Source organism: Burkholderia sp. LK4 (assembly GCF_001043615.1).
Taxonomy (GTDB): domain Bacteria; phylum Pseudomonadota; class Gammaproteobacteria; order Burkholderiales; family Burkholderiaceae; genus Burkholderia; species Burkholderia cepacia.
Map to the genome: position 1 here is coordinate 181738 of NZ_LDUL01000018.1, position 18398 is coordinate 200135.

Annotated in this window: 16 protein-coding genes; 6 read left to right on the forward strand and 10 right to left on the reverse strand. The window is 67.4% G+C overall.

The genetic code is table 11. The annotated features are described in order from the left end of the window. Positions 1–89: 89 nt before the first annotated feature. From VK92_RS10685 to VK92_RS10705, 5 genes are all read left to right on the forward strand, one after another. Positions 90–1529, forward strand: coding sequence for an APC family permease (locus VK92_RS10685; protein WP_048027885.1), 1440 nt, complete (start codon positions 90–92; stop codon positions 1527–1529). A 275-nt stretch (positions 1530–1804) separates the two neighbouring features. Next, a complete protein-coding gene (locus tag VK92_RS10690) occupies positions 1805–3250 on the forward strand; it encodes an aldehyde dehydrogenase family protein (protein ID WP_048027942.1) in 1446 nt (481 codons plus the stop codon). Between the two features lie 64 nt (positions 3251–3314). Beyond that, a complete protein-coding gene (locus VK92_RS10695) occupies positions 3315–4679 on the forward strand; it encodes an aspartate aminotransferase family protein (protein ID WP_053077844.1) in 1365 nt (454 codons plus the stop codon). Between the two features lie 145 nt (positions 4680–4824). Continuing rightward, positions 4825–5388 (forward strand): cytochrome b, encoded by a 564-nt coding sequence (locus tag VK92_RS10700; RefSeq protein ID WP_048027888.1) that lies wholly within the window; start codon positions 4825–4827, stop codon positions 5386–5388. 192 nt (positions 5389–5580) lie between these two features. Beyond that, complete coding sequence (locus VK92_RS10705; protein WP_048027890.1) at positions 5581–6729, forward strand: porin; 1149 nt, start codon at positions 5581–5583, stop codon at positions 6727–6729. A gap of 57 nt (positions 6730–6786) precedes the next feature. On the opposite strand, the gene VK92_RS10710 is transcribed toward VK92_RS10705, so the two are convergent. After that, positions 6787–7842 (reverse strand): porin, encoded by a 1056-nt coding sequence (locus VK92_RS10710; RefSeq protein WP_048027891.1) that lies wholly within the window; start codon positions 7840–7842, stop codon positions 6787–6789. Positions 7843–8149: 307 nt separating this feature from the next. On the opposite strand from VK92_RS10710, the gene VK92_RS10715 reads away from it, so the two are divergent. Next, positions 8150–8878: an IclR family transcriptional regulator gene (locus VK92_RS10715; RefSeq protein ID WP_048027892.1), complete on the forward strand. Its 729-nt coding sequence runs from the start codon at positions 8150–8152 to the stop codon at positions 8876–8878. 42 nt (positions 8879–8920) lie between these two features. Here VK92_RS10715 and VK92_RS10720 read toward each other — a convergent pair whose 3' ends face one another. From VK92_RS10720 to VK92_RS10760, 9 genes are all read right to left on the reverse strand, one after another. After that, positions 8921–10372, reverse strand: a complete 1452-nt coding sequence (locus VK92_RS10720; RefSeq protein WP_197094490.1) for an NAD-dependent succinate-semialdehyde dehydrogenase — start codon at positions 10370–10372, stop codon at positions 8921–8923. A gap of 84 nt (positions 10373–10456) precedes the next feature. Then, positions 10457–10789, reverse strand: coding sequence for an NIPSNAP family protein (locus tag VK92_RS10725; RefSeq protein WP_021157754.1), 333 nt, complete (start codon positions 10787–10789; stop codon positions 10457–10459). Beyond that, a complete protein-coding gene (locus VK92_RS10730) occupies positions 10779–12407 on the reverse strand; it encodes a bifunctional 3-(3-hydroxy-phenyl)propionate/3-hydroxycinnamic acid hydroxylase (RefSeq protein ID WP_048027944.1) in 1629 nt (542 codons plus the stop codon). Before VK92_RS10730 ends, VK92_RS10725 begins: the two co-directional genes overlap by 11 nt. Beyond that, the gene (locus VK92_RS10735) at positions 12404–13285 is read right to left on the reverse strand and encodes an alpha/beta fold hydrolase (protein WP_048027946.1); all 882 of its coding nucleotides are present in this window, start codon (positions 13283–13285) and stop codon (positions 12404–12406) included. Before VK92_RS10735 ends, VK92_RS10730 begins: the two co-directional genes overlap by 4 nt. A gap of 26 nt (positions 13286–13311) precedes the next feature. Beyond that, the gene (locus VK92_RS10740; protein WP_048027896.1) at positions 13312–13917 is read right to left on the reverse strand and encodes an amino acid synthesis family protein; all 606 of its coding nucleotides are present in this window, start codon (positions 13915–13917) and stop codon (positions 13312–13314) included. Positions 13918–13967: 50 nt separating this feature from the next. Beyond that, positions 13968–14483 carry a VOC family protein gene (locus VK92_RS10745; protein ID WP_048027897.1) on the reverse strand — a complete coding sequence of 172 codons (516 nt, stop codon included), beginning with the start codon at positions 14481–14483 and terminating at the stop codon, positions 13968–13970. Positions 14484–14495: 12 nt separating this feature from the next. Beyond that, positions 14496–15533, reverse strand: coding sequence for a WD40/YVTN/BNR-like repeat-containing protein (locus tag VK92_RS10750; protein ID WP_048027898.1), 1038 nt, complete (start codon positions 15531–15533; stop codon positions 14496–14498). Positions 15534–15548: 15 nt separating this feature from the next. Continuing rightward, entirely contained in the window at positions 15549–16361 is an 813-nt protein-coding gene (locus tag VK92_RS10755) for an SDR family NAD(P)-dependent oxidoreductase (RefSeq protein ID WP_021157760.1), read from the reverse strand. 49 nt (positions 16362–16410) lie between these two features. Continuing rightward, the gene (locus VK92_RS10760) at positions 16411–17991 is read right to left on the reverse strand and encodes an acetolactate synthase large subunit (RefSeq protein WP_048027899.1); all 1581 of its coding nucleotides are present in this window, start codon (positions 17989–17991) and stop codon (positions 16411–16413) included. Between the last annotated feature and the right edge of the window lie 407 nt (positions 17992–18398).

The following is an 18398-nucleotide window of genomic DNA, read 5'->3' on the forward strand; positions in this document are numbered from 1 at the left end:
GCTCGTCAGGATCGGCGCGCGGCACGGGAATATCGATCAGGCATGCCGGTGTCGATTCCTGACGGACGATCCGGCCAGCGGGACTACTCATGAACGAATCGTCACCCCGGTCCGAAGCGGGGCTCAGCAAGAACGCCGTCGGACTTTCACACATCGTTTTCTTCGTCGTCGCCGCGGCCGCGCCGCTCACCGCGATGGTCGGCGCGACGCCCGCGGCATTCTCGCTCGGCAACGGCCCCGGCGTGCCCGGCGTATTCGTGCTGGCGGGCGTCATGTACCTGATCTTCAGCATCGGCTATGCCGCGATGAGCCGGCACATCTCCAATGCGGGCGCGTTCTATGCGTATATCGCGAACGGGCTCGGACGCCCCGCCGGCGTGGGCGGCGCGTTCGTCGCGATCGTCGCGTACAACGCCGTGCAGATCGCGATCTACTGCATGTTCGGCTTTTTCCTGAACGACAGCATCCAGCGGCACTACGGCGTCGACGTGCCGTGGTGGGCGTTCGCGCTCGCGTGCGTCGTCGCGGTCCACGTCTGCGGCGCGCGACGCATCGAGTTCAGCGGCCGGCTGCTCGGCATGCTGATGATCGGCGAGATCGCGATCGTGATGCTGCTCGATCTCGCGATCGTCGTGCACGGCGCGAGCACCGGCGGCTTCAGCGCGAAACCGTTCAGCCCCGCGCTGGTGTTCGCACCCGGGCTCGGCACCGCGCTCGTGTTCGTGCTCGGCTCGTACATGGGCTTCGAGGCGACGGCGATCTTCTCCGAGGAGGCGCGCGACCCGAAACGTACGATTCCGCGGGCCACCTACCTGGCCGTGATCCTCATCATGGCGTTCTACGCGCTGTCGTCGTGGGCGATCGTCGAGGCGTGGGGCGAGGGGCAGATCGCCGCACAGGCGGGCCGCGATCCGGCCAATCTGTGGTTTGCCGTCAGCGGCCGGCTGCTCGGCGGCATCGCGACGGACGCGATGAACGTGCTGCTCGTCACGAGCCTCTTCGCGGCCATCCTGTCGTTCCACAACACGATCACGCGCTATTTCTACGCGATGGGCCGCGAACGCGTACTGTGGCGCAAGCTCGGTCATACGTGCCCCGTGCATCGTTGCCCGGACGTCGCCGGCAAGGTGCAGACGCTGATCGCGCTCGCGGCCATCGTCGGGTCAGCGGTGTTCCGCCTCGATCCGTTCGCGGTCGTGTTCTCGTGGATGAGTGCGCTGGCCACGATCGGCATCATCGCGGTGCAGATCCTGGTGGCGGCCTCGGTAATCGCATTCTTCGCGCGCGATCGCCGGGACGCCAGCGTCGTGCACCGCCTGATCGCGCCGCTCGTCAGCGTGATCGCGCTCGGTGCATGCCTCGTGCTGGTCGTGCGCAACCTGTCCGTGCTGAGCGGATCGGATTCGACCTTCGTCGCGATGTTTCCGTATTTCCTCGTCGCCGTCGGCGCGCTCGGCATCCGCGCCGCGCTGCGGCTGAAGCGCAGCGATCCCGACCTGTACCGCGAACTCGGGCGCGCCGCCCAGTAGCCGCTGGCCCGTAGCCGCGGCCCGGACGGTGCCGCGCCGCCCCGTCGTCCCGTTACGCCCTCCCCGGGCATTTCCCGCTGCCGACGCGACTCGCAATGCGTCGCGCCGGCACGGGTATTCCCTATCCCGATCGCACAGCAACGATTGCCGATAGCGGACAAGGCGCGCGATTTCATCGACATACAGTGAAAGCGACGTCGCCGCAGCACGGTGGCAGCCGCCCTCGCCGCCGCCCCGTTCAGCCCGACGATTCGCCCCTGTGAAACATGGACACCATGATGAAAATTCAGAATCTGATCGGCGGCAGGCATTGCGATGCAGCGACCGGCCGCACTTTCGAAAAGCTGGCGCCGGCAACCGGCGACTACGTCGCCGCCGTGCCCGCATCGACCGCCGAGGACGTCGATCGCGCGGTGCGTGCCGCGCACGCCGCGCTGCACGACGACGCGTGGGCCCGCGCCGGCGGCTCGGCCCGCGCCCGCTGGCTCCTTCGGCTCGCGGATCTGGTCGAGCGCAACGGCAATGCGCTGACGGAATTGCTGGCCGTCGAACAGGGACGCCCGCTTGCCGAGATGCGCATGATGGACCTCCCGATGTGCATCGACACGCTGCGCTATTTCGCCGGCTGGGCGGACAAGCTCGAGGGCCGCACGATTCCGACCGACGGCTTCATGGGCCGACCGACGCTCAGCTACACGCGGCGTGCACCGGTGGGCGTCGCCGGTCTGATCATTCCGTGGAACGCGCCGTTGATGATCGCCGTGTGGAAACTCGCGCCGGCGCTCGCGGCCGGCTGCCCCGTGGTCATCAAACCGTCGGAGGACACGCCGCTGGCCGTCGCCCGGCTCGGCGAACTCGTCTGCGAAGCCGGCCTGCCCGCCGGGGTCGTCAACATCGTTCACGGCGTGGGCGCGGAAGTCGGCGCCGCGCTGGTCGCGCACCCGCTCGTGAACAAGATCAGCTTCACCGGCAGCACCGAAGTCGGCCGCGCGATCGCGACCGCGGCAGCGAAGACCTTCAAGCGCGTCACGCTCGAACTCGGCGGCAAGGCCGCGCAGATCGTGTTCGCGGATGCCGATCTCGATCGTGCGATTCCGTCGCTGATGGCCGGCATGTTCGCGAACCAGGGCCAGACGTGCGCGGCCGGCTCGCGCGTGCTCGCGCACCGCTCGATCGCGCACGCACTCGAAGAGCGGCTTGCCGAGGCGGCCCGGGCCATCCGTGTCGGTCCGCCGTCGGAGCCCGGCGTGCAGATGGGCGCGCTGATCAACCCGCGTCACCTCGCGCGCGTCCGTGCGCTCGTCGACGGCGCGCTCGCCGAAGGGGCGGTCATGCTCGTCGGCGACGAACAGGTGCCGCCGCGCGGCTGCTTCATGCGACCGACGATCCTGGGCGGTGTCCATCCAGGCATGCGAATCGCCCGCGACGAAGTGTTCGGCCCGGTCGGCATGGTCATGCCGTTCGAGACCGAGGACGAGGCCGTTCGCATCGCCAACGACACGCCGTTCGGCCTCTCCGCCTCGGTGTGGACACAGGATGTCGACACCGCGCACCGCGTCGCCGAGCGGCTCGACGTCGGCGCGGTCGCAATCAATGCATGGAGCCCGATCGACGCACGCCTGCCGTGGGGCGGCACCAAGCAAAGCGGGATCGGGCGCGACCTGTCGAAGGCCGCGCTCGATGCATACCTCGAGGAAAAGATCGTCACCGCAGCCCTGTGACCCGCGGCGCACACCACGTCGCACCCCTCTGTTCAAGCACTTCGTAAGAGAGACGAGAGACACCATGGACTATCAAAAGCGTCAAAAACGATTCTGGCATCCGATGAGCTCGGCCGCCGCCGGCCATACGACCCCCACCGTCGTCATCGCGCGCGGCGACGGCAACTACGTGTACGACGTCGACGGCCACCGCATGCTCGACGGCGTCGGCGGACTGTGGAACGTCAACGTCGGCCACAACCGGCCGGAAGTGAAAAGCGCGATCGCGCGGCAGATGGACGAGCTGTCTTACTACCAGACCTTCGACGGCGTCGCCCATCCGCGCGTCTACGACCTGGCCGACCGCCTGTGCGCCATGTTCGCGCAGGAGGACATGCAACGGGTGATGTTCGGCAGCGGCGGGTCCGACGCGATCGAGACCGCGCTCAAGATGGCGCGTCAGTACTGGGTCGCCGCAGGCGAGCCGTCGCGCACGAAATTCCTGTCGCTGCGCAACGGCTATCACGGCGTACACATGGGCGGCACGTCGATCGGCGGCAACGGCGTCTACCATTACAATCACGGCCCGCTGCTGCCCGGCTGCGTGCTGCTCGACACGCCGTGGCTCTACCGCAATCCGTGGAACTGCGACGATCCGCAACAGCTCGTCGAGCACTGCATCCGGCAGCTCGAGGAAACGATCGCGTTTCACGGCCCGCAGACCATTGCCGCGTTCGTCGCCGAACCGGTGCAGGGCGCCGGCGGCCTGATCGTCCCGCCGGCCGATTACTGGCCGCGCGTGCGGGCCGTATGCGACCGCAACGGCATCCTGCTGATCGCCGACGAGGTGGTCACCGGCTTCGGCCGCACCGGCAGCCTGCTCGGCAGCCGCGGCTGGGGCGTCGCCGCCGACATCCTGTGCGTCGCCAAGGGCATTTCCGCCGGCTACGTGCCGCTCGGCGCGACACTGTACAACGGCCGGATCGCCGACGCGATCGAACATGGTGCGGGCTTCTCGCACGTGGTCATGCACGGCTATACGTACAGCGGGCATCCGCTCGCTTGCGCGGCGTCGCTTGCCGTGCTCGACATCGTCGAGGCCGAGGATCTGCCCGGTAATGCGGCGCGGGTCGGCCAGCGCCTGCTCGAGCAATTGCTGCCGCTGAAGGCCGACTTCGAGACGGTCGGCGATGTCCGCGGCAAGGGACTGATGCTGGCGCTCGATCTGGTGACCGACAAGGCCAGCCGCACGCCGCTCGATCCGGGACAGGGGTTCGCCGCCCGCGTGGCCGATGCCGCGCGCAGGCGCGGCGTCCTGGTACGGGCGATCGCGAACAAGGTCGTGATGTCGCCGCCGTTGACGCTGCGGCAGGACGAAGCCGACTTCATCGCGGTGACGCTGCGCGAAGCACTGCAGGAATGCTGCGCGGATTCGCCGGCGATCGCCTGAGCGCGCGAAATAGCCTGGCGCACGGGCCTCTCGTCGAAGGTTCGTGCACATCGCCATCCGGCCTCGGTTCGACGAAGATCGGCGCGAGACGTTGACGATCGGCATCCCGCCTGTCGCAGTGTCGCTTCAAAGGAAGACAAATCAAATGGAACACCAGGCCATTGCATTCACCGTGGAGAAATACCCGCTCGCGCTTCGGCTGCTGCACTGGGTCAGGGCGATCCTGATCGGCGCGCAGCTCTGGACCGGCTGGACGATGGTCCGGCTCGACGACAACCTGCCGGCCAAGTTCGACTGGTACTACCCGACGCACAAGGAGTTCGGCGTGCTCACGCTGCTGGTGGTCGTCACGCAACTGGCGATTCGGTCCATGAAGCCGTTGCCGCCGCTGCCTGCCACCCTGCCGACGCTCGACCGCAAGCTCGCCAAGATCGGCCACTACCTGCTGTACGCGCTGGCGATCGTCGTGCCGTTGATGGGTTATTCGATGTCCAGTACTTTCACGCAGAGCGACGGCGTGCCGTTCTTCTTTTTCCGCGTACCCGAGCTGCTGCCGAAGAACGACCACTGGTTCGAGGCGTTTCAGTGGCTGCACCGGACGCTCGCCTACACGTTGCTCGCGCTCATCGTGCTGCATGTGCTCGGCGCGCTGAAGCACCGCTTCTTCGACCGCAACCCGGAAAACGACGTGCTGCGGCGGATGCTGTAGCTCCGCTACGCGGAACCTCGCGCCCGGCGAGGCGCCGTATTCGGTCCGCTCGATCGCGGCGGACCGATTTTCTTCCCGATTCATATTTCGTTTAACTAACGATAAACGGACCCGCTGCACGCGTCCGGTGCTGACGCACGCCGTCGGAAACCGTGTCGCCACGCGCGGGCCGCCCACACCTGGAGATCGACGATGAAGAAGATGATGGCGGCCGTATCGGCCGCGAGCGCCATGGGTTTCGGCCTGCCGGCCCACGCGCAAAGCACCGTGACGCTGTACGGCCTGATCGACGAAGGCATCAATTTCACGAGCAACGCGGGCGGCAGCACGGCTTACCAGATGATCAGCGGCGATACCGTCGGCAGCAACTGGGGCTTGAAAGGTACCGAAGACCTCGGCGGCGGCCTGAGGGCGCTGTTCCAGCTCGAAAACGGCTTCAACGCGAGTACGGGCGCGCTCGGCGTGACGTCCCGGATGTTCGGCAGGCAGGCTTATGTCGGACTCGATTCCGACCGGTTCGGCACGCTCACGCTCGGCCGCCAGTACGACCCCACGCTCGACATGTGGAGCCCGTTCACGGCCACCGGAAACTGGCTCGGCGACTTCGGCGCGCACCCGTACGACAACGACAACGCCGACTGGGACTACCGCATCCAGAACAGCGTCAAATACGTGTCGCCCGCGTATGCCGGCTTCAAGGGCGAAGTGCTCTACGGCCTCTCGAACCAGGCGGGCGGCTTCGCGCGAAACCGCGTCTACAGCGCGGCCGTGCAGTACCAGATGGGCGCGTTCTCCGCCGCCGTCGCCTACCTGAAGGCAAACAACGGCGGCGCGACCGCGGGCGGCGCGCTGTCGAGCGACGACACGGTATTCAGCGGCCGCTCGCAGCAGAACATCGATGCCGGCGCGTCATACAAGTTCAGCGACAAGTTCACGCTCTCCGCCGCGTATTCGCACGTCGACGTGACCAACCCCGAATCGAATCTCTACTTCGCGAACCCGCCTGCGGCAGGCACGCAGAACGCGTGGAAATTCGACAACTTCGAGGTCAACGGCCAGTATTTCTTCCGGCCTGACTTCTGGCTCGGTGCCGCCTATGCATTCACGCATGCGCATGTCGCCACGACGGCCGGCGACGCATCGCCGAGCTGGCACCAGCTGTCGATGATGCTCGACTACGACCTCAGCAAGCGGACCTCGACCTACCTCCAGGCTGCCTACCAGCATGCAACCGGCAACACCGGTACCGACTTCGACTATGCGCACGTGCTCGGCACGGCCGGGCAGTCGTCGGGCCGCAACCAGCTGGCGCTGCGGATCGGGATGATGCATCGGTTCTGAGCGCGGCGACCCGCGGGCCGGGTTGCCGCACGCGGCAACCCGTGCTTTCCCGTGCGGTCAGAACTGATGCCGCACCCCGACGCGCACCGCGGTCTGCGACGCGCCTGCCGCCGCTGCGCCGAGCGCGGCCTCGACCTGGGCACCGTAAGCACTGTCGTGCCCGCGCGCGAACACCGCGTACAGCCCCGTGCGCTTCGACAGCGAATAATCGGCGCTCAGCGTGATCTGGTTGGCCGAGCCGATGTCCCCGCCGCGCTGCTGGTACTGGAAACCGCCGCCGAGCTGCAACGAGGGCGTGACCGAATAGGTCAACCCGGCGTCGTAGGTAGTGGCGCGCAACGGCGCGGCAGCGCTGATCCGTACGTCCGACACCATGCCGAAGACGCGGAACGGCCCGACGTTGTAGCCGGCCCCGCCCGAGAAGTCGCGCAGATTGCCGCCGGCAGCCACGTCGTGCTGGCCGAAATAGGCGAGCGCTGCGCTGAACGCGCCTTGCGTGTAGGACAGCATCGCGCTTTGCACGCTGCTGCGCGCGACCGCGCCGGGCACGTTGCCGAACCCCCACATGCCGCCGAACGCGACACCGCCGAACGTCGGACTCACGTACTTCACCGCGTTGTTCACCTGCACACCCCACACGCGGTTGTCGAGCGCGCCGCCCGCCGACGCGTTCGCCGGCAAGCCCCACGCGAGCAGCCCGGCCGGCGTGTTCGCGCCGATCGCGAACGACGGCATGAGATCGCCGACGAAATCGAACTGCCGCCCGAGCGTCACGGTGCCCCAGTCGCCGCCGAGCCCGACGTACGCTTGCGAACTGAACGCGGAGCCCGGCACGGTCAACGTGCCGTCCGATGTCTGGAACTGGCTTTCGAGCCGGAATACCGCGAAGTTGCCGCTGCCGAGGTCTTCCCTGCCCGTCAGGCCCCACACGTCGTTGCGCGACACGCCCGCCTGGAGCGCGAGCTGGCGGCCGCCGCGCGGCGCGGAAGCGACGTCGCTCGTATAGGTGATGCCGGTGTCGAGCGAACCGTAGAGCGTCACGCTCGACTGCGCGAACACCGGCGAAACCGCACCGCAGCCGCACAGCGCCACCATCTTCAACCACGTTCCCATCTTCTTCTCCTCATCGAATATTCATGCATCGCGTCCGCGAACCGGATCGCACGCAGGCCGTGTCGGGTTGCGTTATCTGCATCGTCAACATAGGATTCCATATTGATTCGATGCGACGCGATCACAGGACGATCAGCGGCATGTGTCACGCGCCTTCCTTGATGCGGGTCCGGTTGCCGCCGCCACGACTTAAGTTAGACTACGGCCCTGCCGTCGCCGATGTGTCGCGTCACCCGCGACCGCGGCGCGAGCCGTTTCCGATTCTCCCGTTCCATTGCCGCAAGCCGCCTGATTTCCGGATCACGTCATGTCGAGCCTCACCAAAATGCTGTCCATCCTCGACGTCTTCTCTTCGTCCGCGACGTCGATGACCGCCGAGGAAATCGCCGAACACATGGGCTTTTCACGCACCACGTGTTATCGCTACGTGAAGGAACTGGCTTCCGTCGGCCTGCTCGTCGGCACCAACGGCCGCTATACGCTGGGCCCGCGCATCATCCATCTCGACTACAACATGCGGCAGTCGGACCCGACGCTCACCGCCGCGAAGCCCGTCATCCAGAAACTGGTCCAGGTCACCGGCGGCGATGCGCTCGTGTCGACGCTGTTCGACGAACAGATCATCAACGTCATGCACGAAACCGGTGCCGAGAACCTGCAGCTCGGTTTCGGCCGCGGCCGCATCATGCCGCTGTTCCAGGGCGCATCGTCGAAAGTGATCGTTGCCGCGATGTCGCGCGCGCGCCTGAAACGGCTGCACGAACGGCACAACGCCGCGTTCGGCGAGTTCGCGGCCGACTGGACACAGTTCTGGCGGCACTGCCAGCAGATCGTCGAGACCGGCTACTGGATCTCGCGCGGCGAACTCGATGCCGGTTTCGTCGGCATCGCCGCCCCGATCCGCACCGCCAGCAGCGGCGAGATCAACAGCAGCCTGTCGCTGGTGTTTCGCGCCGAGCACTTCGCGCTGTTCGACGAGCACGTGCTCGGCAAGCTGCTGATCGACGCCACCGCGCAGATCGGCGAAGCCACCTGAAGGCTGGCGCGATGTCGCGCGCGGGTGCCGGCGCGCGCACCGTCAGTTCAGTTGCGTGATGAATTTGGTGACCAGATAACCGTCGAAGGTCTCGGTGCCTCCCTCGCTGCCGAAGCCGCTGTCCTTCACGCCGCCGAACGGGATCTCCGCCGGCCCCATGCCGAAGTGATTGATGTTGACCATGCCGGCCTCGAGCGCGCTGCCAATCCGGTGCGCGTTGCGTGCCGATGTCGTGAATGCATACGACGCCAGGCCGAACGGCAATCGATTGGCTTCGGCGAGCGCATCGTCGAGTGCATCGAACGGCACGATCCCGACGATCGGGCCGAACGGCTCGTCATTCATCAGGCGCGCCTCGCGCGGCGGTGCCACGACGACCGTCGGCGCGAAGTAATGGCCGGCCCCCGGCAAACGCGTGCCGCCCGCGACGATCGCCGCGCCGTTCGCCTTCGCGTCGGCAACGAACGCGTCGATCTCCGACACGCGCCGCGCATGCGCGAGCGGCCCCATCGTGACACCCTCCTCCAGTCCGTAGCCGACGCGGATCTTGCCGACCGCTTCCAGATACGCGACAACGAAGCGATCGAACACCGCGCGTTGCACGAAGAACCGCGTCGGCGACACGCACACCTGCCCGGCATTGCGAAACTTGTACGCGGCCAGCATCGCCGCGGCGCGCTCGATCTCGGCATCCGCGCAGACGATCACCGGCGCGTGTCCGCCCAGCTCCATCGTCATGCGCTTCATGTGCGCCGCGGCGAGCGCCGCCAGCCGCTTGCCGACCGGCACCGAACCGGTGAACGAGATCTTGCGCACCTGCGGCGCCTCGATCAGTTGCGTCGACACGTCGCCCGGCACACCCCACACGATGTTCAGGCAGCCCGGCGGCAACCCCGCATCGTGGAAGAGGTGCGCGAGCGCGACGAGCGCACTCGGCGATTCCTCGGGCCCTTTCAGCACCAGCGTGCACCCCGACGCAAGCGCGGCCGCGATCTTGTGCATCGCCTGGCTGAACGGAAAATTCCACGGCGAAAACGCCGCGCACACGCCGATCGGCTCCCGCAACACCGTCTGCATCACATCCGGCGAACGCGCCGGCACGACGCGGCCGTAGGTGCGACGCCCCTCCTCCGCGTGCCATTCGAGCTGTTCCGCGGACGACATGACCTCCGCGACCGCCTCGCGAAGCGGCTTGCCCTGGTCCATCGTGATATGGCGGCCGATGGACTCGGCGCGCTCGCGCACGAGCGAGGCGGCGCGCCGCAGGATGTCCGAGCGCACGAGCGGCGACTCGCGGCGCCATGTCGCGAACGCACGATGCGCGGCATGCACGGCGGCGTCGATATCGGCCCGCGTCGCATGCGGCAGGTCGCCGAGCACGCGGCCGTTGCCCGGATCGAAGACGGGCTGCGTGCGCCGGCCGTCGGCCGGCAGGAACCGTCCGTCGACATACAGACGAAGCGGCGGGTAATCGACGCACGCATCAGGCACCATGCGCGAAGTCAGCGGCGTAAACGGAATCAAGACGGAACCCTCGGTTGAAAGTGCGCGGTTGGCGCGGACGGCGCGACGGCCGCTTCACGCCGCCTGTTGCGGCGCATGCAGCAAGCCGCCGATTTCCTGCCGGAGAATCTGGTTTTCCTGCCTGACGAGCAGATGCCGGACCTTGCCGCGAAAAATCCCGAACTCGGGATCGGCCATCAGCGCGGCACGCCGCCGCGCACGCGTGTCGAGCGAATCGAATGCCCACAGATAGACGAGCTGGTTCAGCGGCCCGACTTCCGTCGCGAAACAGCCGATCATCGTGCCGAGCACCCGCTCCTGCGCGGCGCGTCCGCATTCCGCATACAGCCGCAGATATTCGGCGACGCCGCCCGGCACCAGCGTATAGGTACGTTGTTCAACAAACATGCAATTCCTCCCGTTGTCGTGGCGCGAACGCCTGAAAGGCCGCGGTCGCGCGGGCCATCCCCACGGCGTCCGTCTGCGCCGCCACGTAGCGATCGGGGCGCACCACCACGAGCGGGCCGGCATGCCGGTCGAACCACGCCGCCAGCGCGTTGTCGACGTCCTCGACGCAGGCGCTGCCATGCACGCTGGTCACGCGCCGGGCGCGACTCGTCCCGCTGCGCGAACGGCTCACCTGCACGAACGCCGCGCCGAGCGACGTCCAGTACGCGCGATCGTCGTCGCTCAGGCACGCTTGCGGATCGCACTGCCAGCCGACGATCGAGAACCACGGCCCCAGCACATCGTCGAGTTTGCGGCGCACGCCATCGGCCGTTTCGACATCGGGCTGCACGATCATCCTGCCGACCGCATCCGATCCGCCGGGCAGCACGATGCCGCGCGTGTAGCTCGGCATCGGCTTGAACCGCATCTGCAGGATGTAGTCCTTCAGTCCCGGCGCAAAGCGGACCAGCCCGAGAACGCGATCGCGCACAAACGCGACGAGCCGGTTGGTCGGCATCAGCATCGCGCCGAAGGTGTCCGCGAGGTCGATCATCGCCTTCGCGTGATCGCGCCGCTCGGATTCGTACGTCGAGATCACGCCGGGATGCAATGCGCCACGGACGATGCCCGCCAGCTTCCACGCGAGGTTGCCCACGTCGCGCAGGCCCGCGTTCAGGCCCTGGCCGATCCACGGCGGGCTGAGGTGCGCGGCATCGCCGACGAACGCCACGCGACCGACAACGAAACGCTCGGCCACCCGCGAATGGTGCGTGTAGGTTCGCGCGCGCACGATCTCGACGCGATCGATGTCGTCGACGTACGGCGCGATCAGCGCGCGAATCGAGTCGGGCTGGGCGATCGCCGCTTCGTCCTCGTGCGGGAACACGAGAAACTCCCAGCGCCGGAAATCGAACGGCAAATAGATGCAGACGTTCGGGCGGCGCGGGTCGCAGTTCAGCGCCGTGCAAGGCTGGTCGAGGCCGGCGTTCTTCACATCGACCACGACCCACTTGATCGGATGCGTCGTGCCGGCGAGCGTGACGCCGAGCAGCTCGCGCATCGGACTGCGTCCGCCGTCGGCCGCGACCACGTAGTCGGCCTGGAGCGCATACTGCCGGCCGTCCGCGCGGCGCACCTGCAACGTGACGCCTCCATCGTCCTGTTCCACATCCACCACCTCCTCGCTGGTTCGCAGCGACACGTGCGGATAGCGGGCCAGCCCGGCACGCAGCGTTCGTTCGGCCAGTTGCTGCATGAAGATGTTGCGCCGCCACCAGCCGAATTCGCGGATCGACGGGCGGATATCGGCAAAGCATTCACCGTTCGCCTTGAACATGCGCAGCGGCACGTTCTGGATGATGTCGCGGCTCAGTTCGTCGGCGAGCCCCGCTGTCTGAAACATCCGCAACGCTTCGTCGTCGATGCCGACCGCGCGCGGAAATTCGACGACGTCCGCCGCCTTCTCGACGATCACCGTCGCGATGCCGTAGAGGCCGAGCAGATTCGCCATCGCCACGCCGTTCGGCCCGGCGCCGACGATCGCGACCGATGTCCGCTCCGGATTGTTCGCCTTCATGCGTCGGCTCCCGTCCGCCATGCCGGATCGTCGAGACGATCGAGCCAGGTGCGCAATGCGTGGTTGAACGCGGCGGGCTGATCGTCATGCACGTAGTGCGTCGCGCCCGGAATATCGAGCCAGTCGATGCCGGCGCTGGCCGCCATTTCGGCCGCCACTTCCGCGGCCAGGAAATCCGATTCGCCGCCGCGCAACAGCAGCGTCGGCACCTGCAGGTTGAGAACCAGCGGCCACAGATGGACGAGCTGCTCCGGCGTCGCGGCCAGGCGGGCCGCCGCGATCCCGGCGGCGTCGTGCCGCCACACGATCCGTCCGTGCGCGTCCTCCTTCAGCGAGTGCGCGACGCGCGAATCGAGCGCGGATTCCGCGATGTTCGGCCGCTGATGCCGCCAGAATGCGCGCGCGTCGTCCCACGACGCGAACGCGTCCGGCGTTTCCTTCAGCTCGCGCTTGATGCGCTCGGAACCTTGCGAGCCGGCCGACGCGCCCGGGCCCATGTCCTCGATCACGAGACCGGCAAGCCGGTCCGGATTCGATGCCGCGTAGACGAACGCATTGGCGCCGCCCATCGAATGCCCGGCCAGCACGAATCGTCGCAGGTCGAGCGCGCGTACCAGCGCATCGAGATCGCGCACGTAGGCCGCCGCGTAATAGTCCCGCCGCGGATCCCAGTCGCTCAGCCCGCGCCCGCGCTGATCGAGCGCGACGACCCGGTAACGGTCGGCCAGCGCGTCGGCAACGGGCTCCCACGTCCGCGCGTAGCTGCGCAAGCCGTGCAGCATCACCACGGCCGGCGCATCGTCGCGACCCCAGCTCACGTAGTGCAGCCGCAACCCGTCGCTCTCGATCCATCCATCCTTGACGGACACCGTATTCATCATTCGCTCTCCGGCAGCCCCTGCTTTCAGACCAGGCCGTCGCGGCCGACGATCTCGCTCGCCTTCAGCCCGCCGAGCCGCGCATGCAGGCGGCCGCGCGTCGCGAACGCGAAGATCACCAGCACTTCGTCGTCGTTGGGCGCGTCGGGAAACAGGCACGTCACCGTGTCGTAGTGCGAGCGCACGTAGAGCGCATCCTTGTGCGCGAGCGGTACGTCGATCACCGTGTTGATTGGGCCGCGCTTGCCGCTCGACGGCACCCACGATTTGCCGCCGCCCAATGCCGCACGGATCGGCTCCGCGAAGATCGACGTGAGGAACGCGTTGCCGTGTTCGTATTCGCCCGCCGAGCCGACCAGGCACGCCTTGCCGTAGCTCTCGATCGCGCGGCCGTCGGCGAGCGACTCGATGCGTCGCGCGAATTCCTGCCCGAGCGCCGGCGACGGGCGAACGAGATCGTCAAGATTTTCGCTGTACCGCCCCGCATACGGGTTGTGCACGGCCGCGGCGATCACGATCTTGCGCAGCGGCTCGCCGTCCGCGAGCTGCCCGGTCTCGTTCGCGAGCGAATCCTCGATCTGCGTATACCACTTGCGGATATGAAAGCCCTCGAAATTGGCGATCTTGCTCATCAGTAATCCTCTATAAAGTATCGATGGTGTCGGAATGGACGGCAGGCACGTCAGTCGAACAGCGGCTCGAGCTGAAAGGGATCGCTGGGCGCGTTGTACCGGTGCAGCACGCGCTTGCCTTCCTCGTCGTCCGTGACGGTTTCGCAAAAGAATTCGAGCCGGTTGCCGTCCGGGTCCGAAAAATACACGCCGATTCCGACCTTGTGATCGGTGATCTTCACGATCGGCACGTCGCGACGGATCAGCATCCCGTACAGCCGGCGCAGCTCGGTCAGGCCGCCCGCGATTTCGAGGCCGTAGTGCTGCAGGCCGATCGTGCCGAGTTCCGCATCGGACGCCGCGCGAATCAGCGCGATGTCATGGTGTTTCTGGCCGAACGACATGAACACCCACTGCTCGCCGCGAGCGGTTTCCGTCATGCCGAGCACGTCGGCGTACCAGATGCTCGAGCGCACCGGATCGCGCACGAACAGCGACAGGTGCGTGCGCTGCACACGCGGTACCGGCAGCGGCAGCCCGCTTTCGTTCGCGTGCTCCGCCCGTTGCTGGAGGTCAGGCTGGGTCATCGCTCGCTCCGCTCAATGCGTCGACTGCGCGTGGGCGACGAGCGGCGCTTCGAACGGCGTCCACGCCACGGCCGTGATCTCGCTGAAATCGCGCCATTCCTTGGTCCAGCTCCGGCCGCCGTCGTGCGAACGGAACAGGTGCCCGTACTTGGTCCCCGCATAGACGAGCCCGGGCCGCGCCGCATGGACGCCGAATGCCCAGAACGTCGAATTCGGCGGCGTGTGCAGATCCGTCTCGTGCCATGCACGGCCGCGATCGGGCGAGCGGTAGATACGGCTGCGCGTGCCCGGCGTGCCGTCGCCGATCGCCATCAGCAGGTCGCCGCCGGGCGCCGCCAGCGGGACGACCGTGCGCGTGTAGTACAGCCCGTCGAAGCGGTCGCGCGACAGCTTGCCGTCCCAGGTCAGGCCGTCGTCGTCGCTCACGTGCACCGCGTTCACCGTCAGCAACACCGTCGTCTTCGGCTGGTGCGGCCCGGCGGGCAGCACGGCGATCGCATGAATGTCGCTGTTGCGGATCGCCGTGCCAGGGCCGTCCACGCGCGTCCAGGTCGCACCGGCGTCGCGGCTGCGCCATGCGCCGCCTTCCTCCACGCCGTACCACACGTTGCGGCTGTCTTCCGGGTCCACGCAGATCGTCAGCAGCCGCGGACGATTGACGCCTGAACAGAACTCCGGAAACTCGGGAGCCGTTCGCGCCCAGGTCAGCCCCGCGTCGCTCGACTTGTAAAGCGCGGCACGCGACGGCGCGCCGGTGCCCGCATACAGCACGGCCGGATTCGCAGGATCGATCGCGATGGACCAGACTGTCTGCCCGTTCAGCAGGTTCTCGGGGCGAAACCAGTGCGCGCCGCCATCCTCGCTGATGCACAGCCCCGAATCGGCGCCGGCATACACGCGCGACGGCGTCGCGGGGTCCACCGCGAGCGCGCGCACGATGCCGTCGAACTCGATGGGCTCGTCCAGCCCGAGGCGATGCCAGGTCTTGCCGTCGTCGTTCGAGCGCAGGATGCCTTGTCCCGCGGTGGCGACCAGTACGGTTGCGGTCATGCGATGCTCCTTGTGTCAGAGAAAAATGCCGCGCGTAAGCCCACCGTCGCAGCCGATCGACTCGCCGGTGATCGAGCCGGACTTCGGTGATGCGAGAAACGCCACGATCCATCCCATTTCTTCCGGCTGCAGCACGCGCCGGATCGGCGTGACCTTCACGTAGTTGGCCTCGACCTCCGCGGCCGTCAGCCCCTGCTTCTGCGCTTCCTTCTCGTAGAGCTCGTGAATGTGCGGCGTCTCGACGACGCCCGGGTGAATCGTGTTGACCGTGATGCCGAACGGGCCGAGCTGGTCGGAAAGCGTCTTGGTCAGGTGCACGATCGCGACGTTGCGCATGCCGGACAACTGCTTGCTGCCGCGGCCGGTGAGCCCGCCGATATTGACGATCCGGCCGAAACCATGGCGCCGCATGTAGGGTGCGGCCGCCTTCGCGCAACGCAGGTAGCCGACGACCTTGATGTCGATGTCCTGGAGCAGCCCCTGCGGATCCGCGTGCTCCAGCTCCGCGCGCACGAGGCCGCCCGGATGCGCAGCGCCGTTCAGCAGGATGTCGAGCCGGCCGAAACGTTCGACGCTCGCCGCCATCGCTGCTTCGATGGACGCCATGTCGGTCGTGTCGAGCGTGACGGGCAGGATCGCGCCGGCCGCGTCGCCCAGCGGCGCGAGCGTCGCGCGAATCTCGGCGGCGGCGGCCTCGAGGTGTTCGAGGCGTCGCGCGGCAATGGCGACGTTGACGCCTTCGCGGGCCAGTTCGAGCGCGACCGCCTTGCCGATGCCCATGCTGCCGCCGGTGATGAATGCGGCTTTTCCGTGGAGTTGCAGGTCCATAACGATGAAAGATCAGAGTCGGGATTGAAGAAGTCAGCGGGTAGCGCGATCAGGGCAGGCACATTTCGATGAGCCTCGGCCCGTCGGAGTGCGCGAGCGCGACGTCGAGCGCCTGGGACATCGCCTGCACGGTATTCGCGCGCTCGGCCGGTACGCCGTAGCCGCGCGACAGCGCGAGCCAGTCGATCGGCGGATCGTCGAGCAGGGTCAGGCGGCTCGCGTGCGGCGTGTCGGCCGGCAGGCCGCCGCGTGCGAGCTCGGTCTGCAGGATGCCGTAGCGCCGGTTCGAGGCGATCAGCATGACGATCGGCAGACGCTCGCGCGCCATCGTCCACAATGACTGGATCGTGTACTGCGCGCTGCCGTCGGACTGCAGCGCGAACACGCGGCGCTCAGGGCACGCGACGGCGGCGCCGAGCGCCACCGGCAAGCCCTGGCCGATCGCGCCACCCGTGTTCGTGAGGATCGTGTGACGGCGCGCGCGCGCCGACGCGGTCACGAACGGATAACCGCACGTGCCGCCCTCGATCGACACGATCGCGTCATCGGGCAGCGCATTCGCCAGCACGCGCCCGACGGTCTGCGGCGTCAGCGGCCCGTCCTCCACGCGCCAGCGTTCGATAGGCACCCCATCGTCGTTCGTTGCCGCGCCGATGCGATCGGCCAGCGCCTCCAGCGCGTCGTCCGCCGCATCGCCTGGTGTTGCCAGCGTCACGATGTCCTCGGGCCGCGCGAGTTCGCCCGGAATGCCCTCGTAGCCGAAGTAAGTGACGGGCGCGAGCGCGCCGGCGAGCACCACGCGCCGACCGGCCAGCGCGGCGAGCGCCGGTTCGGGGAAATAAGGCAGGCGGTCGATGTCCGGCAGACCGCCGCCGCGCTCCGCCCGCGCAGGAAAAGTCTCGCTGAAGCAGGTCGCACCGGTGGCCGCCGCGATGCGTGCTGCCGCCCGCTGCCCACGCGCCGACAGCGCGCGGGCGCCCATCAGCAGGACAGCGCGATGACCGCTGAGCAGCAGGTCGGCCACCTGTTCGACCCGAGCGGCATCGAACGTCACCGCGGCCGGGCGCACGATGGCGGGCCACGCCGCACTGCGCACCCGGGCCGATTGGAGATCGACTGGAAGCACGAGCGTCGCGACGCCACGCCGCGTGCCCATCGCGGCGGAAATCGCGTCGGCCGTATCCGTCGCGAGATCGGCGTCGCGCGCCACGCTGCGATACCACACCGACACCGGACGGGCGAGCGATTCGATGTCCGACGTCAGCGGTGCGTCGTACTTCAGATGCTCGCGCGTGTGATCGCCGACGATGTTCAGGATCGGCGTGCGGGCGCGGCGCGCATTGTGCAGGTTGGCAATGCCGTTCGCGTGGCCGGGGCCGAGATGCAGCAGCGTCATCGCGGGCTTGCCGGTCATGCGGCCATAGCCGTCCGCGGCGCCCGTGCACACGCCCTCGAACAGCCCAAGGATCGAGCGCACGCCCGCCACGGTGTCGAGCGCACCGACGAACGGCATCTCGGTCGTGCCTGGATTGGCAAAACAGACGTCGACACCGGCGTCGCGCGCCGTGGTGAGCACGACGCTCGCCCCGCTTCTTGCTTCGGTATCGCTGCCCAACTGTGGGATGTTCATGCGGCTGCTCGACGGGTTTGGCTAAGGTGTTTTTACTGTAATCCCCAATTACGGGATTTGTCAAACACAACCGCACTCTTCCTCGTCAGAAGAAGAACGGGAAATTCCCGAAAATTTCCGGATTTTGTGGGGGTACACCCTACTGAAAAGACAGCGCAATGTTTTCCATTTACCACAATTCGGGATTTGATCAAAAATGGAGGGGGTATGCAGCAAGTCGGCGCACGTGCCGCGCACCGCGACAAACCTGCTCGAGAGCGCCGACGGTCAGGGCCAGTACGCGCTGGACTCGCTCGGGTTCGGCACGAATTCGAAAGCGCTCGGGGGCTGTCCAGGGATCGCTTTTGTCAGCCGGTCAAGAATCGCCTGAAGGGCGTGACGACGAGCCGGCTGCAGTCGGCGCTGAG

Bases quoted from the DNA above. Each gene is read 5' to 3' on its own strand.
- VK92_RS10685 (WP_048027885.1), top strand. From the start codon at position 90: ATGAACGAATCGTCACCCCGGTCCGAAGCGGGGCTCAGCAAGAACGCC.
- VK92_RS10735 (WP_048027946.1), bottom strand. From the start codon at position 13,285: ATGAATACGGTGTCCGTCAAGGATGGATGGATCGAGAGCGACGGGTTG.
- VK92_RS10715 (WP_048027892.1), top strand. From the start codon at position 8,150: ATGTCGAGCCTCACCAAAATGCTGTCCATCCTCGACGTCTTCTCTTCG.
- VK92_RS10730 (WP_048027944.1), bottom strand. From the start codon at position 12,407: ATGAAGGCGAACAATCCGGAGCGGACATCGGTCGCGATCGTCGGCGCC.
- VK92_RS10705 (WP_048027890.1), top strand. From the start codon at position 5,581: ATGAAGAAGATGATGGCGGCCGTATCGGCCGCGAGCGCCATGGGTTTC.
- VK92_RS10755 (WP_021157760.1), bottom strand. From the start codon at position 16,361: ATGGACCTGCAACTCCACGGAAAAGCCGCATTCATCACCGGCGGCAGC.
- VK92_RS10750 (WP_048027898.1), bottom strand. From the start codon at position 15,533: ATGACCGCAACCGTACTGGTCGCCACCGCGGGACAAGGCATCCTGCGC.
- VK92_RS10695 (WP_053077844.1), top strand. From the start codon at position 3,315: ATGGACTATCAAAAGCGTCAAAAACGATTCTGGCATCCGATGAGCTCG.
- VK92_RS10740 (WP_048027896.1), bottom strand. From the start codon at position 13,917: ATGAGCAAGATCGCCAATTTCGAGGGCTTTCATATCCGCAAGTGGTAT.
- VK92_RS10690 (WP_048027942.1), top strand. From the start codon at position 1,805: ATGATGAAAATTCAGAATCTGATCGGCGGCAGGCATTGCGATGCAGCG.
- VK92_RS10700 (WP_048027888.1), top strand. From the start codon at position 4,825: ATGGAACACCAGGCCATTGCATTCACCGTGGAGAAATACCCGCTCGCG.
- VK92_RS10760 (WP_048027899.1), bottom strand. From the start codon at position 17,991: ATGAACATCCCACAGTTGGGCAGCGATACCGAAGCAAGAAGCGGGGCG.
- VK92_RS10720 (WP_197094490.1), bottom strand. From the start codon at position 10,372: ATGGTGCCTGATGCGTGCGTCGATTACCCGCCGCTTCGTCTGTATGTC.
- VK92_RS10725 (WP_021157754.1), bottom strand. From the start codon at position 10,789: ATGTTTGTTGAACAACGTACCTATACGCTGGTGCCGGGCGGCGTCGCC.
- VK92_RS10710 (WP_048027891.1), bottom strand. From the start codon at position 7,842: ATGGGAACGTGGTTGAAGATGGTGGCGCTGTGCGGCTGCGGTGCGGTT.
- VK92_RS10745 (WP_048027897.1), bottom strand. From the start codon at position 14,483: ATGACCCAGCCTGACCTCCAGCAACGGGCGGAGCACGCGAACGAAAGC.